Here is a 15,065-nt window from a genome sequence, read left to right as displayed (position 1 = left end):
CGTGCCTCGACACGCGGCATCCCTGCCGCGTGACGTCCGGCTTAGTTCAGGATCCCTTCTGCCGTAAAAAACAGGTGCGGCGGCAGGCTCCAGGAGGATTCATGCCGGTGCGGCAAGACGCTATGCCTTGCGCAGTCGCGTACCGCATTACAGCAGCAATATATCGATTTTGGTGAAGTGCAGGAGGGGCAAGATAAGCCCTGACTTTGGCGGTCCGTGGACCGCCAGCATTGTGAGTATTAGTGCAGGATTTTCGCCAGGAAGTCTTTGGCACGATCGGACTGCGGATTGCTGAAGAAGTCATCCTTGTTGGTATCTTCAACGATCTTCCCTTCATCCATAAAGATGACGCGATTCGCCACTTTGCGTGCAAAGCCCATCTCGTGCGTCACCACCATCATCGTCATGCCCTCGTTGGCTAACTCCACCATGACGTCCAGCACTTCGTTGATCATCTCCGGATCCAGTGCGGAAGTCGGTTCATCGAACAGCATGGCGATAGGATCCATGCACAGCGCACGGGCGATGGCGACGCGCTGCTGCTGACCGCCAGACAGCTGACCAGGGAATTTCTCCGCATGCGCCGCCAGACCCACGCGCTTCAGCAGGGCAAGGCCCTTGTCGCGTGCGGCAGTTTTGTCGCGCTTCAGCACTTTCACCTGTGCCAGCACCAGGTTATCAATGATGCTGAGATGCGGGAACAGTTCGAAGTGCTGAAACACCATGCCCACTTTGCTGCGCAGTTGGGCGAGATTGGTTTTTTTATTGTTCACCTCGGTACCGTTCACCTGAATGCTGCCCTGCTGCACGGGCTCCAGCCCGTTCACCGTTTTAATCAGCGTCGATTTACCCGAGCCGGACGGTCCGCAGACCACCACTACCTCACCTTTCTTCACTTCGGTGGAGCAGTCGGTCAGCACCTGAAAGTGCCCATACCACTTAGAAACATTTTTCAGGCTAATCATTTAAACCGTCCTTTTTCTTTTCAGATAACTGACCAACAGCGAAGCGCTCAGGCTGATCACGAAGTAGACCAGACCGGCAAACAGAACCATTTCTACCTGGGTACCGTCACGTTCACCGATGGTGGACGCGGTGCGGAAGAAGTCCGCCAGGCTTAACACATACACCAGCGAGGTGTCCTGGAACAGCACGATGCCCTGCGTCAGCAGCAGCGGCACCATGGCGCGGAACGCCTGCGGCAGGATGATCAATTTCATCGACTGCCACTGCGTCATACCCAGCGCCAGCGCCGCGTTGGACTGGCCGCGCGAGATGCTCTGGATACCGGCGCGGATAATCTCCGAATAGTAAGCGGCTTCAAACAGCGCAAACGCCACCATGGCGGAGATCAGGCGGATATCGGTTTTTGGCGACAGCCCAAGCACCTGCTGCAGGAAGCTGGGAACCACCAGATAGAACCACAGCAGCACCATCACCAGCGGTACCGAGCGGAACAGGTTCACGTACAGTTTGGCGAACCAGCGGATCGGGGCGAACGCGGACAAACGCATCACCGCCAGAATGGTGCCCCAGATAATGCCAAACACCACCGCCACCGCCGTGATTTTCAGCGTAATGATCATGCCGTTCAGCAGATAGGGCAGGCTGGGCGGAATCGAACTCCAGTCAAAATCGTACATTATTTGCCTCCCAGGTTGCCGGGCAGGCGGATTTTGCGTTCTACCAGACTCATAATCAGCATGATCACCAGGTTAATACCGACGTAGGCCAGGGTGATAGCGGTGAAAGATTCATAGGCATGCGCCGAGTAATCCAGCAGCTTGCCCGCCTGCGCCGCCAGATCGACCAGACCGATGGTAGAGGCGATGGCGGAGTTCTTCACCAGGTTAAGCATTTCCGAGGTCATCGGCGGCACAATCACGCGGTAGGCGTTAGGCAGCAGCACGTAGCGGTAGGTCTGCGGCAGCGTCAGGCCCATCGCCAGACCGGCGTTTTTCTGGCCGCGCGGCAGCGACTGAATCGCGGCGCGCACCTGCTCACACACGCGTGCGGCGGTGAACAGACCGAGACAGATGGTTGAAGAGAGGAAAAACTGGATGTTCGGGTCCAGTTCAGCCTTAAACCACATGCCGAGCTTCTCCCCGACCAGTTCTGGCGCCACCAGATACCAGAAGAAGAACTGCACGATCAGCGGAATATTACGAAACAGCTCCACGTAGCAGGTGCCAATCGTGGACAGCCAGCGATTAGGCACGGTACGCAGAATGCCAAAGAAGGAACCTACCAGGAAGGCGATAATCCAGGCGCAGCAGGAGACCGCAACGGTCACCTGAAATCCGGACCACAGCCAGCCGAGGTAAGTCGTATTGCCGAACGGAGCCTGCTGTAAAAAGATGCCCCAGTTCCAATCGATACCCATAACGAGCTCCGGTAAAAAAAGGGTAGCGAGGCTACCCATAAGATTGTTGAGCGGTGTCTTGTGTCCTGCTTCAGGGGAACGGCCTGTTACAGTCTGTCTGTCCGCACCGCGTGTTCAGCAATCGAGAGGGCAGCAGTGCCGCCCTTGTTTTCATTGTTAATTCAGAGTGCTTTGTCGTTCGGTGCTTTAAACAGCGCCTGCATATCAGAAGACAGCTCGAAGTTCAGGTTCAGGTTCTTCGGCGGAATTGGCTGTTTGAACCAGGTATCGAACCATTTGGTGGCTTCACCCGACGTCTGCGCTTTGGCGATGGTGTCATCCATCAGCTGTTTAAACGGCGCATCGTCTTTACGCAGCATGCAGCCGTAGGCTTCTTTGGACTGCGGCGTGCCAGTGATTTCCCAGTTATCCGGTTTCTTCGCCTTGGCGCGTTCACCGGCCAGCAGCGCGTCATCCATCATGAAGGCCACTGCGCGACCGGTTTCCAGCGTGCGGAACGAGTCACCGTGATCTTTCGCGCTGATGATGCGCATATCCATTTTCTTCTCGTCATTCAGCTTGCGCAGCAGAATCTCAGAGGTGGTGCCCGAGGTGACGACCACGGTTTTGCCTTTCAGATCGGCGAAGTCTTTGATGTCGCCGCCTTTCTTCACCAGAAGACGCGTACCGATGATGAAGATGGTGTCAGAGAACGCCGCCTGCTGCTGACGCTCTACGTTATTGGTGGTCGAGCCACACTCGAAATCGTAGGTGCCGTTCTGCAGCAGCGGAATACGGTTTTGTGAGGTGATCGGCAGCATTTTGACCTGCAGATCCGGCTTATTCAGTTTCGCTTTGATGGCGGCAACAATGGCGTTGGAGTAGTCCTGCGAATAGCCCACCACTTTCTGCTGATTGTCGTAGTAAGAAAAGGGAACGGATGACTCACGGTGCCCCACGACAATCACGCCACTATCATTGATTTTTTTCAGGGTGCCGGTGAGATCTTCCGCCTGGGCCGCGCCCGCTGCTGCGCCCAACAGCAGAAGCGATAATGCCACTTTGCGAATCTGCATGTTCCTACTCCTTCGTGTGAATGTTGCGCAGAACATAAACTGCGCAGATTGTGATGTTGTGTGTATTTCCTGCTGCTTTTTTAATTATCCCTTAGCGCAACTGCGCGCAGGATAGTGATTAACATAGCGAATTGTTAACGTAATGAAACAAAAAAGTTTGTTTTTTGCGAGCCGCTCCGCACCAATAAGAGGCAAAAAACAGCCTCTGCGCCAATTAAGTGCGCTTCGGTGCCAGATAATGGTGCGCAAACAGGGCATTACGCTGACAAATCACGGAAGTTGCTAAAACCACTGAAATAATTAGCAATGATCGTGCCAGTACGCGGACAGCGGGTAAAAAGGCAGCAGAAAGTGGTGGTGACTAAGGATAAAGGGAGCGGAAAACTGCGCAGAAAAAAAGGCGAAGCCTGCGCTTCGCCTGATGAGAGAAGGCGGGGTATCAGGCGCGGCGGCGTAAAATCGCCAGCACGATGCCCGCCAGCGTCAGCAGCCATACCGGCCAGATACCGACGCGTGCATACGGCGTTTCCCCGCTGGCAGGCGTGACTGTTGCGCTCAGCACTTCGCGGGTGAACTGCGGGATGATGTTCTCCACGTCTCCCTTTGCATTCACCACCGCGGTGACACCGTTGTTGGTTGAGCGCAACAGCGGGCGACCCAGCTCCAGCGCACGCATGCGTGCCATCTGGAAATGCTGCCACGGACCAATCGAATGACCGAACCAGGCATCGTTCGATACCGTCAGCAGGAAGTTGGTGTCCGGACGGAAGTTGGCGCGCACCTGTTCGCCCAGCACGATCTCATAGCAAATGGCGCTGGTGAGGTTGTAACCCGCCACTTTCAGCTGTGGCTGCAGGTAGGCGCCTCGGCTGAACGAGGACATCGGCAGGTCGAAGAACGGAGCCAGCGGACGCAGCAGACCTTCCAGCGGCACAAACTCGCCAAACGGCACCAGATGGTTTTTCTGGTAGCGGTTGCGGCTCTGATAGCTGTAAGGCTGCGCGCCGCCCAGCACAATTACCGAGTTGTAATCGTGATAGCGGTTATCGCTCTCCACGCGCGAATCAACAATGCCGGTGATCAGCGTGCTGCCGCGTGCGCGCAGTTCGTCATCCAGCGCATGCAAAAACGGCTGCTGATTACTCTCCAGATCGGTAATTGCCGACTCCGGCCAGATGATGATTGGCGCTTTGCCGATAAACGGCTGGCTGTATGCGGTATAGACGCGCAGCGTGGTCAGCAGCTGCTGCGGATCCCACTTCATCGACTGCGGAATATTGCCCTGCACCATCGCCACATTGACGCTGCGCTGCGGCAGCGGCTGATACCACTGCAGCATCCGCAGTGGCCACGGTAGCAGCAGCAGCGCGACGGCGATAATCAGGTTTTTCACGCTGCGGTGGTAACAGGCCGAGGCCAGCAGGCCGGCAATCACCATCAGCAGGAAGGTGATGGTTTCCACGCCAGCCAGGGGCGCCAAACCTTTCAGCGGCCCATCGATCTGGCTGTAGCCAAACTGCAGCCACGGAAAGCCGGTCAGCACCCAGCCGCGCAGAAACTCGGTGACCTGCCACAGCGCCGGTGCCGCCAGCGCCATGCGCCACAGCGTGGCCCGTGGCCAGAAGCGGTTCAGCAGCAGGGCAAACAGCAGCGGGTAAAGCGCCAGATAGGCGGCGAGCAGCACCACGAGGAACACATTGACCGGGCCGGGCATGCCGCCAAACGTCGCAATGCTGACGTACACCCAGTTGATGCCGCTACCGAACAGGCCAAAGCCCCAGGCAAAACCGATGCCTGCCGCCTGCGCGCTGCGGCGATCCAGCAACAGTAGCTGCAAACCAGCCAGAGAGAGCAGGGCGGCGGGCCAGAAATCATATGGGGAAAAGGAAAGGGTGCCCGCGGCACCCAGAATTAACGCCAGCAGCAGGCGAACCCGCTGCTGCGAGTAGAGAGAGGCTAATGCCATAAAATTATTCGTCTTCCAGTTGCGGTTGCGGAGAGTCTTCCGGAATTTTCACATGCACCTGGATGATACGGCGGCTGTCAGCCATCGCAACTTTGAATTGGTAACCCTCAATGTCGATGCTTTCACCGCGCGCCGGCAGATGGCCGAATCCCTGCATCACCAGACCGCCAATGGTATCGACTTCGTCATCGCTGAAATCGCTACCAAATACCTCATTGAAATCCTCAATCGGCGTCAGCGCACGCACCGTATAGGTGTGGCGGTTGAGCTGACGGATATCGCGATCTTCTTCGTCGTCATATTCGTCTTCAATTTCGCCGACGATCAGCTCAAGGATATCTTCGATGGTCACCAGTCCGGAGACACCACCGAACTCATCAATGACGATCGCCATATGATAGCGCTGCGAGCGGAACTCTTTGAGCATGCGATCGACGCGCTTGCTCTCAGGCACCACCACGACCGGGCGCAGCACTTTTTCCATGCTGAATGGCTCTGCGCTGCTGCTCATAAACGGCAGCAGATCTTTCGCCATCAGAATGCCTTCAACATGGTCTTTATCTTCGCTGATCACCGGGAAGCGCGAGTGGGCAGATTCAATAATCACCGCCAGGCACTCTTCAAGGCTCTGGTTGCGCTTCAGGGTTATCATCTGCGAGCGCGGGATCATAATGTCGCGCACGCGCTGTTCGGCAATATCCAGCACCCCTTCCAGCATGTCGCGGGTGTCCTGGTCGATCAGCTCTTTTTGCTCAGAATCGCGGATCAGCCCCAGCAGTTCGTCACGGTTTTTGGGTTCGCCGTGGAAAAGCTGATTGATTAACAGGGAGAAAAAACCCTTTTTACTACTGGGTGCGTCGTTGTTTTGAGAATGGTCGTCGCTCATGGCGTTTTTATTTAGTTCTCTCGAATGAGGGAAAGGAACTGCCGGCATCCTCGCCAGCAGCGCAATGTCCTGAACCGGCGGTTCAGGCGTCTTCTTTTTCCGAAATGTACGGATCGGGATAGCCAAGAGCAAGCATTATCTCGGTCTCGAGCGCTTCCATCTCTTCAGCTTCCTCGTCTTCAATATGGTCATAACCCAGCAGATGCAGCGTGCCGTGAACCACCATGTGTGCCCAGTGCGCTTCAGGGCTTTTGCCCTGCTCGGCGGCTTCCTGCTCAACAACCTGACGACAAATAATCAGGTCGCCCAGCAGCGGCAGCTCAATGCCCGGCGGTGCTTCAAACGGAAACGACAGCACGTTAGTCGGCTTATCTTTGCCGCGATAAGTCAGATTTAGCTCATGACTCTCCGCTTCATCGACCAGCCGTATCGTGACTTCACTCTCAGGCTGAAACGGCGTGACCGCCGCCTCCAGCCAGTGCTGAAACGCCGCTTCTGCGGGCAGGCCGTTTTCATCGGCACACGCCAGCTGCAAATCTAAAATCACCGTGCTCATGAAGGCTCCTGCGGCGTCGGCTGGCTGGCAGTTTGTGCCGCCTGCGCCTCACGCTTACGCTCTTCCGCCAGTTTATCACGGCGTTTCTGGTCTGCTTCTTCCCAGGCTTCATAAGCATTAACAATGCGTGCGACCACCGGATGACGCACCACGTCTTCGCTGTGGAAAAAGTTGAAGCTGATCTCTTCCACATTGGCCAGCACTTCAATGGCGTGGCGCAGACCGGATTTGGTGCTGCGCGGCAGGTCAATCTGCGTCACGTCACCGGTAATCACCGCTTTGGAGTTGAAGCCGATACGCGTCAGGAACATCTTCATCTGTTCGATGGTGGTGTTCTGGCTCTCATCGAGAATCACGAATGCGTCGTTCAGCGTACGGCCGCGCATGTAGGCCAGCGGCGCGACTTCAATCACGTTGCGCTCCATCAGCTTCTCGACGCGCTCGAAGCCCAGCATTTCAAACAGGGCGTCATACAGCGGACGCAGGTAAGGATCGACTTTCTGACTGAGATCGCCGGGCAGGAAGCCGAGCTTTTCGCCGGCTTCGACCGCCGGACGCGTCAGCAGAATACGGCGAATCTCCTGCCGCTCCAGCGCATCCACTGCGGCGGCGACCGCCAGATAGGTTTTCCCGGTCCCGGCCGGCCCAATGCCGAAGGTGATGTCGTGATCGAGAATATTGGCGATGTACTGCGCCTGGTTTGGCGTACGCGGTTTAATCACGCCGCGCTTGGTCTTGATGTTTACCGCTTTACCGTACTCCGGCACGCTGTCGGCCGTCTGCTCCAGCACGCGACTCTCTTTGATCGCCAGATGGATCTGATCCGGTTCAATGTCGGGGATCTGGCCGCGCACCGGCGCGGTATCAACATACAGCGAACGCAGAATATTGGCGGCCGCCTCGACACTCAGCGCGCGGCCGACCAGCTTAAACAGGTTGTCGCGGCGATTAATCTCAATGCCCAGACGGCGCTCCAGCTGTTTTACGTTGTCATCAAACGGACCGCACAGGCTCATCAGTCGACGATTGTCTGCCGGTTCAAGGGCGATTTCACGAGTTTCGATATTCAAATGAATCCTTTGGGTCACTCAGGGCCAGTTGAAAGAAATAGCAGATACCGTACGCCAGGCGTCAGCATCTTTACGGAATTATTTATGGGGTCGCGCCCGGGCGCAAGCTTCAGGGGAGATATTTGGGCGGCAGCTGCGGAAAGCAAGGGCTGCGGGATGAAACAGGCGACAGCGCGTTGTGCGCTGTCGCTCAGTAATCGCGGTCTCAAGGTTGATACAGGCCCACGCCGATCTCATCCTCTTTACGCGTACGCGCAATCACCGATGCCGGACTCTCCGCGACGCGCAGGCCCATCTCCTCTTCGGTGCGAACCACGACGCCACGCAGCGAATTGGTATAAACATCGACGATTTCGACATCAACAAATTTACCGATCATGCGCACGTCGCCTTCAAAGTTGACTACGCGGTTGTTTTCGGTACGGCCGGTCAGCTCCATCACATTCTTACGTGAGGTACCTTCCACCAGAATACGCTGAACGGTACCAAGCATGCGACGGCTCCATGCCATCGCCTGCTGATTGATGCGATCCTGCAAAATGTACAGACGCTGCTTCTTCTCCTCTTCCGGCACGTCGTCCGGCAGATCGGCCGCTGGCGTCCCCGGACGCGCCGAATAGATAAAGCTGAAGCTGGTGTCGAAATTAACTTCGCCGATGAGCTTCATGGTCTGCTCGAAATCCTGCTGGGTTTCGCCCGGGAAGCCAATGATGAAATCTGAACTGATCTGGATATCCGGGCGCGCGGCCACCAGCTTACGAATAATCGCTTTGTACTCCAGCGCAGTGTGCGCTCGCTTCATCAGCGTCAGAATACGATCGGCACCGCTCTGCACTGGCAGGTGCAGGAAGCTCACCAGCTCCGGCGTATCACGATAAACGTCGATGATGTCGTCAGTGAACTCAATCGGATGGCTGGTGGTGAAACGAATCCGGTCAATTCCGTCAATCGCGGCCACCAGACGCAGCAGCTCGGCAAAGGTACAAATCTGGTCGTCAAAGGTCGCGCCGCGATAGGCGTTGACGTTCTGCCCCAGCAGATTCACTTCACGCACGCCCTGCGCCGCCAGCTGGGCAACTTCCAGCAGGATGTCATCGCAGGGACGACTTACTTCCTCGCCGCGCGTATAAGGCACCACGCAGAAAGTGCAATATTTATTGCAGCCTTCCATGATCGAGACAAAAGCCGTAGGCCCTTCAGCACGCGGCTCCGGCAGGCGATCAAACTTTTCGATTTCCGGGAACGAGACGTCAACAATCGGGCTTTTGCTGCCGCGCACCTGATTAATCATCTCCGGCAGACGATGCAGCGTCTGCGGGCCAAAAACGATGTCCACGCACTGCGCGCGCTGGCGAATTTTATCGCCTTCCTGCGAAGCCACACAGCCGCCCACGCCAATAATCAGCTCAGGATTCTTCGCCTTCAGCTTCTTCCAGCGTCCCAGCAAGTGAAACACTTTTTCCTGCGCCTTCTCACGGATGGAGCAGGTATTCAGCAGCAGTACGTCTGCGTCTTCGGCTTCCTCCGTCAGGGTATAGCCGTGCGTGCTGTTCAGTAGGTCAGCCATCTTCGATGAATCATATTCGTTCATCTGACAGCCCCAGGTTTTGATATGCAGTTTTTTGGTCATTGAACTAGCCATTGATTCTGAGCAGAGAAGTGCAGGGCGCGTATTGTAATGCTTTGGCGCGGGTGTGACCAGCATGCCCGTCATACTTCGCACGCCAGGTGCGTTGGCTGCGCGCGGCTCCCCCGGTCACTTACTGATGTAAGCTCCCGGGATGATCCTTGCTTGCCGCCTTCCCGGCGCACGAATTATTTAGGGCATGATGCCCGGTTATATTTCGCACGCCAGGTGCGTTGGCTACGCGCGGCTCCCCCGATCACTTACTGATGTAAGCTCCCGGGGAGATCCTTGCTTGCCGCCTTCCCGGCCTACGAATTATTTAGGGCATGATGCCCGGTTGTATTTCACACGCCAGGTGCGTTGGCTGCGCGCGGCTCCCCCGGTCACTTACTGATGTAAGCTCCCGGGGAGATCCTTGCTTGCCGCCTTCCTGGCGCACGAATTATTTAGGGCATGATGCCCGGTTATACTTCGCGCGGCTGAGCCGTCTGAAGCACAAGGTTAGCAGGGCTTTTCTGCTGGTGTGGTAAATTTCCGGTACACTTTGCCACATAGAGTGCTGCCGCAAGGCGTCACGGCAATCAGAAGGATAAGAGTCAATGCAGGATTCACAGTTTGATGTGGTGGTGGTGGGCGGCGGCATGGTCGGTGCCGCGCTGGCCTGTGGTCTGGCGCAACAGCAGTTTCGCGTGGCGGTGATTGAGCGTGCCGAACCGGCCGCGTTTGACGCCAGCCTGGCGCCGGATATACGCATCTCCGCCATTGGTGCGTCATCGGTGGCGCTGCTGCGCCAGCTCAATGTCTGGCCGCGTGTCCAGGCGATGCGCAGCGCGCCCTACCGCAAGCTGGAAACCTGGGAGTGGCAAAGCGCACACGTCACCTTCGACGCCGCTGCACTGGGCATTCCCGAGCTGGGCTATATGGTGGAAAACAGCGTGCTGCAGCGCGCGCTGTGGGAGCAGATGCAGCAGGATGGCGTAACGCTGCTGTGTCCGGCCTCACTGCAGGCGCTGCAGGCGCACAGCGGCGGCTGGCAGCTGCAGCTGGATGACGGGACCACGCTGGATAGCCAGCTGGTGGTGGGGGCCGATGGTGCTAATTCGCGCGTGCGCCAGCTCGCGGGTATCGGCGTGCGCGGCTGGAACTATGCGCAATCCTGCATGCTAATCAGCGTTGAGTGTGAACACGAGGCCGGCGATGCCACCTGGCAGCAATTTACGCCGGACGGACCGCGCGCGTTTCTGCCGCTGTTCGATCGTCACGCTTCGCTGGTGTGGTACGACGCGCCGGCGCGGATCCGTCAGCTGCAAAATCTGCCGCTCAGCCAGCTGGCCAAAGAGGTGCAGGCTAATTTCCCGGCGCGCGTCGGCCGCTTCGAGGTGAAGAACGCGGCGTCGTTCCCGCTGGTGCGCCGCCATGCCACGCGCTATGTGCTGCCGGGCCTGGCGCTGGTCGGTGATGCTGCACACACCATCAATCCGCTGGCCGGGCAGGGGGTTAATCTCGGCTACCGCGATGTGGATGCGCTGATTGATACGCTGGTGGACGCGCGCAGTCAGGCGCAGCGCTGGTCATCGCTGCCGGTTCTGCAGCGTTATCACCGTCAGCGCTACAAAGATAATTTGCTGATGCAGGGCGGTATGGATCTGTTCTACTTCGCCTTTAGCAACGCGCTGCCGCCGCTGCGTGTGGTGCGTAACCTTGGACTGATTGCGGCAGAGAATGCTGGCGTGCTCAAGCGTCAGGTGCTGCGTTACGCGCTGGGGTTGTAACACACCGGGCGCCGCAATCGTGGTGGCGCCATCTGTTGTATAAGGTGTGAAATTCAGTAACGACAAAAACAACAAAGCCCGCAAAAGCGGGCCTGTTGTGCAATTTGGCTGGGGTGCAGGGATTCGAACCCCGGAATGCCGGAATCAGAATCCGGTGCCTTACCGCTTGGCGACACCCCAATAGGTGTTTGGTCAAATTGTCTTTGTATGGCTGGGGTGCAGGGATTCGAACCCCGGAATGGTGGAATCAGAATCCACTGCCTTACCGCTTGGCGACACCCCAATTTGTTTGGTGGCTACGACGGGAATCGAACCTGTGACCCCATCATTATGAGTGATGTGCTCTAACCGACTGAGCTACGTAGCCAGATTGTACTGCTTTACTGCGCCCGATGATGGCTGGGATACCTGGATTCGAACCAGGGAATGCCGGTATCAAAAACCGGTGCCTTACCGCTTGGCGATATCCCATTCGTCGACTCGTATCCACGAGAGTGCATCGGATTGGCTGGGGTACCTGGATTCGAACCAGGGAATGCCGGTATCAAAAACCGGTGCCTTACCGCTTGGCGATACCCCATCCGGCTGCCGAAGACTGAAATGGTGCGGGAGGCGAGACTTGAACTCGCACACCTTGCGGCGCCAGAACCTAAATCTGGTGCGTCTACCAATTTCGCCACTCCCGCAAAAAGATGGTGGCTACGACGGGAATCGAACCTGTGACCCCATCATTATGAGTGATGTGCTCTAACCAACTGAGCTACGTAGCCATCTTTTTTCGCGTTACCTTCATCGGCGTTGCGGGGCGCATTATGCGTATTGAGCTTTGTAGCGTCAACAAATTTTTTGCCGTTTTTTGCCTTAACGCGCCTGTTTGTCTGGCTTGTAACCAGGCTGATGATTTATTCGGCAATTTTCGATCGTATCCGCGTCAGATGCAAGAAAAAGGGGCCACAATGGGCCCCTTATACGCATAAAGAAAATGCTTATTTGTACGCTGACTGATGCACGCCTACCGCACGGCCAGACGGATCGTCCATCGATTTAAACGCTTCATCCCACTCAATGGCTTTCGCTGACGAACAGGCCACGGAGGGACCGCCCGGCACGCACTCTGCCGCGCTTGGCAGTGGGAACAGCTCCTCAAAGATTTCGCGGTACAGATACGCTTCTTTCGAGGTTGGCGTGTTGTGCGGGAAGCGGAAATGCGCGGTCGCCAGCTGCTGCTCGCTAATCTGCTTCGCCGCCACTTCTTTCAGCGTGTCAATCCAGCTGTAGCCTACGCCATCAGAGAACTGCTCTTTCTGACGCCATGCTACGCTCTCCGGCAGGTAAGAGGAGAAACATTCACGCAGAATGTGTTTTTCCATTTTGCCGTTGCTGCCGCACATTTTGTCTTCCGGGTTGATGCGCATCGCGACATCAAGGAATTTCTTATCAAGGAACGGCACACGTGCTTCCACGCCCCACGCCGACATCGCTTTGTTAGCGCGCGCGCAGTCAAACATGTGCAGTGCCAGCAGTTTACGCACGTTTTCTTCGTGGAACTCCTGGGCGTTCGGTGCCTTGTGGAAGTAGAGGTAACCGCCAAACACTTCATCCGCCCCTTCACCGGACAGCACCATTTTGATGCCCATCGCTTTGATTTTACGCGACATCAGATACATTGGTGTCGACGCGCGAATGGTGGTCACATCGTAGGTTTCGATGTGGTAAATCACATCGCGGATCGCATCCAGACCTTCCTGCACGGTGAAGTGAATTTCATGATGCACGGTACCGAGGTGATCGGCCACCGCCTGCGCCGCTTTCAGATCCGGCGATCCTTCCAGACCGACGGCAAACGAGTGCAGCTGCGGCCACCATGCATCGCTCTTGTCCTGATCTTCCACGCGTTTGGCGGCATAGCGCTTGGTCACCGCAGAGATGATGGAAGAGTCGAGGCCGCCGGACAGCAGCACGCCGTACGGTACGTCTGACATCAGGTGGCTTTTCACTGACTCTTCCAGCGCGTGCTTCAGGCCAGCGGCATCGGTGGTGTTATGCGCCACGGCGGCAAAATCCATCCAGTCACGCTGCCAGTAACGACGGATTTCGCCATCGGTGCTGGAGAGGTAGCTTCCCGGCGGGAACTCTTTGATGCTGCGGCACACCGGCACCAGCGCTTTCATTTCAGAAGCAACATACAGGTTGCCGTGCTCATCGTTGCCCATATAGAGCGGAATAATACCGATGTGATCGCGGCCAATCAGATACTGCTGTTTGACGCTGTCCCACAGAATGAAGGCGAACATGCCCTGCAGGTCGTCGAGGAAATCGAGGCCTTTTTCCTGATACAGCGCGAGGATGACTTCGCAGTCTGAACCGGTCTGGAACGCGTAGCGATCGCTCAGTTCCGCGCGCAGCGCCTGGTGGTTATAAATTTCGCCGTTAACAGCCAGTACGTGGGTGTGATCCGCGTTGTACAGCGGCTGGGCGCCGTTGTTCACGTCAACGATGGACAGGCGCTCGTGCACCAGAATGGCTTTCTCATCAGCGAAGACACCTGACCAGTCCGGGCCGCGGTGACGCATCAGACGGGAACATTCCAGCGCTTTCTTGCGCAGTTCAACAGGATCGGTCTTCAGATCCAGCACACCAAAAATCGAACACATAACTGACTCCTGATCTCACCCTGTGGCGATGTTATTGACTTGTTTGTCCGGCAGCCTGCGCTGCGTGATGTATAAGAAAATGCGCTAATTGATGGTGGTAACGCAAGCAAAATCACCAAATACTGATAAAAAGATTGTTGGTGTGAATTAATGTTGAGTTTTATTCAAAAAATTAGCGATTAAATTAGATGTCGTCTAATGAATTGTCAGGAGTGATGGTTTTGTGCGCAACCGATGAGGCCGCGTCAGCGGCTGAATCACAGCGGTATGCCAGACACATAAAAAAGCCCTGCACACCGTAACGGCGTGCAGGGCCATAAGCAGACAGCATGACGCTAATCAGAACAGGTCGATATCAGCCACGGAAGGGTAGATCCAGTCCGGACGGAACGGCATGGCGTCGATATCGCTCAGCGTAGAGACGCCGGACAGCACCAGAATGGTTTCCAGACCGGCCTGGAAGCCAGCCAGAATATCGGTGCGCAGGTTATCGCCCACAATCACCGTCTCTTCTGAATGCGCATGCATTTTATTCAGTGCGGCGCGCATGATGTAAGGGCTGGGCTTACCGACATAAAACGGTTTGCGGCCGGAGATAGTTTCGATACCGGCACAGAGCGCGCCACAGGCCGGCACAAAGCCGCGTGCGTGGGTATCAGGATTGGTCGCGATAAAACGCGCACCGTTAGCCACAAAGAAGGCGGCTTTATGCATCATTTCCCAGTTAAACGAACGCGTCTCGCCGACAATCACGAAATCCGGGTTGACGTCAGTGATGGTAAAACCGGCTTTATACAGTTCATGAATCAGTGCGCCTTCACCAATCACGTAGGCTTTTTTGCCCTCCTGACGACGCAGGAAATCCGCGGTGGCCATGGCGGAGGTGTAAAACACCGAATCCGGGATGTCGACGCCGGCGTTGGCAAAGCGGTTGGCCAGATCCTGCGCGGTTTGTGACGGATAGTTGGTCAGTACCACCAGCGGCATCTCTTTTTCCAGAATGCGCTGCAGGAATTCGTTTGCGCCTTTCACGGCGGTATTGTCGTGCATCAACACGCCGTCGATGTCACAGATTACGCTTTTGATGGTCATAGAT

The 15,065-nt window shown here is 56.4% G+C and carries 12 protein-coding genes and 7 tRNA genes; 1 reads left to right on the top strand and 18 read right to left on the bottom strand.

What is annotated here, in order from left to right; genetic code table 11:
* Window positions 1-239 precede the first annotated feature (239 nt).
* The 9 genes from K7H94_RS13265 to miaB all read right to left on the bottom strand — a co-directional run bounded on the left by K7H94_RS13265 (window position 240) and on the right by miaB (window position 9,546).
* Window positions 240-965 (bottom strand): amino acid ABC transporter ATP-binding protein, encoded by a 726-nt coding sequence (locus K7H94_RS13265; RefSeq protein ID WP_058757895.1) that lies wholly within the window; start codon window positions 963-965, stop codon window positions 240-242.
* Window positions 966-1,643: a glutamate/aspartate ABC transporter permease GltK gene (gene gltK / locus K7H94_RS13260; RefSeq protein ID WP_021508575.1), complete on the bottom strand. Its 678-nt coding sequence runs from the start codon at window positions 1,641-1,643 to the stop codon at window positions 966-968. It lies immediately after the preceding gene.
* Entirely contained in the window at window positions 1,643-2,383 is a 741-nt protein-coding gene (locus K7H94_RS13255) for an amino acid ABC transporter permease (RefSeq protein ID WP_021508574.1), read from the bottom strand. The genes gltK and K7H94_RS13255 overlap by 1 nt, the downstream gene beginning before the upstream one ends.
* A 161-nt stretch (window positions 2,384-2,544) precedes the next feature.
* Entirely contained in the window at window positions 2,545-3,438 is an 894-nt protein-coding gene (locus K7H94_RS13250; RefSeq protein ID WP_021508573.1) for a glutamate/aspartate ABC transporter substrate-binding protein, read from the bottom strand.
* 439 nt (window positions 3,439-3,877) lie between these two features.
* Window positions 3,878-5,404 carry an apolipoprotein N-acyltransferase gene (gene lnt, locus K7H94_RS13245; protein ID WP_222951173.1) on the bottom strand — a complete coding sequence of 509 codons (1,527 nt, stop codon included), beginning with the start codon at window positions 5,402-5,404 and terminating at the stop codon, window positions 3,878-3,880.
* Window positions 5,405-5,408: 4 nt separating this feature from the next.
* Complete coding sequence (corC, locus tag K7H94_RS13240; protein WP_021508571.1) at window positions 5,409-6,290, bottom strand: CNNM family magnesium/cobalt transport protein CorC; 882 nt, start codon at window positions 6,288-6,290, stop codon at window positions 5,409-5,411.
* Window positions 6,291-6,372: 82 nt separating this feature from the next.
* A complete protein-coding gene (gene ybeY / locus K7H94_RS13235) occupies window positions 6,373-6,846 on the bottom strand; it encodes an rRNA maturation RNase YbeY (protein ID WP_222951172.1) in 474 nt (157 codons plus the stop codon).
* On the bottom strand, window positions 6,843-7,916 hold the full coding sequence (locus K7H94_RS13230; protein WP_058757893.1) for a PhoH family protein: 1,074 nt from the start codon (window positions 7,914-7,916) through the stop codon (window positions 6,843-6,845). Before K7H94_RS13230 ends, ybeY begins: the two co-directional genes overlap by 4 nt.
* A 205-nt stretch (window positions 7,917-8,121) precedes the next feature.
* Entirely contained in the window at window positions 8,122-9,546 is a 1,425-nt protein-coding gene (gene miaB / locus K7H94_RS13225; protein WP_021508568.1) for a tRNA (N6-isopentenyl adenosine(37)-C2)-methylthiotransferase MiaB, read from the bottom strand.
* 596 nt (window positions 9,547-10,142) lie between these two features.
* Between miaB and ubiF the strand changes: the two genes are divergently transcribed.
* Window positions 10,143-11,315: a 3-demethoxyubiquinol 3-hydroxylase gene (gene ubiF / locus K7H94_RS13220; protein WP_222951171.1), complete on the top strand. Its 1,173-nt coding sequence runs from the start codon at window positions 10,143-10,145 to the stop codon at window positions 11,313-11,315.
* Window positions 11,316-11,420: 105 nt separating this feature from the next.
* Here the strand turns inward: ubiF and K7H94_RS13215 are convergent.
* The 9 genes from K7H94_RS13215 to K7H94_RS13175 all read right to left on the bottom strand — a co-directional run bounded on the left by K7H94_RS13215 (window position 11,421) and on the right by K7H94_RS13175 (window position 15,061).
* Window positions 11,421-11,495: transfer RNA gene (locus K7H94_RS13215), tRNA-Gln, on the bottom strand.
* A gap of 28 nt (window positions 11,496-11,523) precedes the next feature.
* Window positions 11,524-11,598 (bottom strand) — tRNA-Gln (locus K7H94_RS13210).
* Window positions 11,599-11,605: 7 nt separating this feature from the next.
* A tRNA-Met gene (locus K7H94_RS13205) sits at window positions 11,606-11,682 on the bottom strand.
* A gap of 29 nt (window positions 11,683-11,711) precedes the next feature.
* Window positions 11,712-11,786: transfer RNA gene (locus K7H94_RS13200), tRNA-Gln, on the bottom strand.
* Window positions 11,787-11,820: 34 nt separating this feature from the next.
* Window positions 11,821-11,895 (bottom strand) — tRNA-Gln (locus K7H94_RS13195).
* Between the two features lie 21 nt (window positions 11,896-11,916).
* Window positions 11,917-12,001 (bottom strand) — tRNA-Leu (locus K7H94_RS13190).
* 7 nt (window positions 12,002-12,008) lie between these two features.
* Window positions 12,009-12,085, bottom strand: a tRNA-Met gene (locus tag K7H94_RS13185).
* 216 nt (window positions 12,086-12,301) lie between these two features.
* The gene (gene asnB, locus K7H94_RS13180; protein ID WP_222951170.1) at window positions 12,302-13,969 is read right to left on the bottom strand and encodes an asparagine synthase B; all 1,668 of its coding nucleotides are present in this window, start codon (window positions 13,967-13,969) and stop codon (window positions 12,302-12,304) included.
* A 339-nt stretch (window positions 13,970-14,308) separates the two neighbouring features.
* Entirely contained in the window at window positions 14,309-15,061 is a 753-nt protein-coding gene (locus tag K7H94_RS13175) for an HAD-IIA family hydrolase (RefSeq protein ID WP_021508565.1), read from the bottom strand.
* Window positions 15,062-15,065 lie beyond the last annotated feature (4 nt).

It is taken from the genome of Pantoea dispersa (genome assembly GCF_019890955.1).
Lineage (GTDB): Bacteria > Pseudomonadota > Gammaproteobacteria > Enterobacterales > Enterobacteriaceae > Pantoea > Pantoea dispersa.
The sequence above is the reverse complement of the archived record's forward strand: the minus strand, read 5'-3'. Positions and strand labels throughout refer to the sequence as shown.

Coding starts and splice junctions, on each gene's coding strand:
- K7H94_RS13255 (WP_021508574.1), bottom strand. CDS start 2,383: ATGGGTATCGATTGGAACTGGGGCATCTTTTTACAGCAGGCTCCGTTC.
- lnt (WP_222951173.1), bottom strand. CDS start 5,404: ATGGCATTAGCCTCTCTCTACTCGCAGCAGCGGGTTCGCCTGCTGCTG.
- corC (WP_021508571.1), bottom strand. CDS start 6,290: ATGAGCGACGACCATTCTCAAAACAACGACGCACCCAGTAGTAAAAAG.
- miaB (WP_021508568.1), bottom strand. CDS start 9,546: ATGACCAAAAAACTGCATATCAAAACCTGGGGCTGTCAGATGAACGAA.
- gltK (WP_021508575.1), bottom strand. CDS start 1,643: ATGTACGATTTTGACTGGAGTTCGATTCCGCCCAGCCTGCCCTATCTG.
- K7H94_RS13265 (WP_058757895.1), bottom strand. CDS start 965: ATGATTAGCCTGAAAAATGTTTCTAAGTGGTATGGGCACTTTCAGGTG.
- ybeY (WP_222951172.1), bottom strand. CDS start 6,846: ATGAGCACGGTGATTTTAGATTTGCAGCTGGCGTGTGCCGATGAAAAC.
- ubiF (WP_222951171.1), top strand. CDS start 10,143: ATGCAGGATTCACAGTTTGATGTGGTGGTGGTGGGCGGCGGCATGGTC.
- K7H94_RS13250 (WP_021508573.1), bottom strand. CDS start 3,438: ATGCAGATTCGCAAAGTGGCATTATCGCTTCTGCTGTTGGGCGCAGCA.
- asnB (WP_222951170.1), bottom strand. CDS start 13,969: ATGTGTTCGATTTTTGGTGTGCTGGATCTGAAGACCGATCCTGTTGAA.
- K7H94_RS13175 (WP_021508565.1), bottom strand. CDS start 15,061: ATGACCATCAAAAGCGTAATCTGTGACATCGACGGCGTGTTGATGCAC.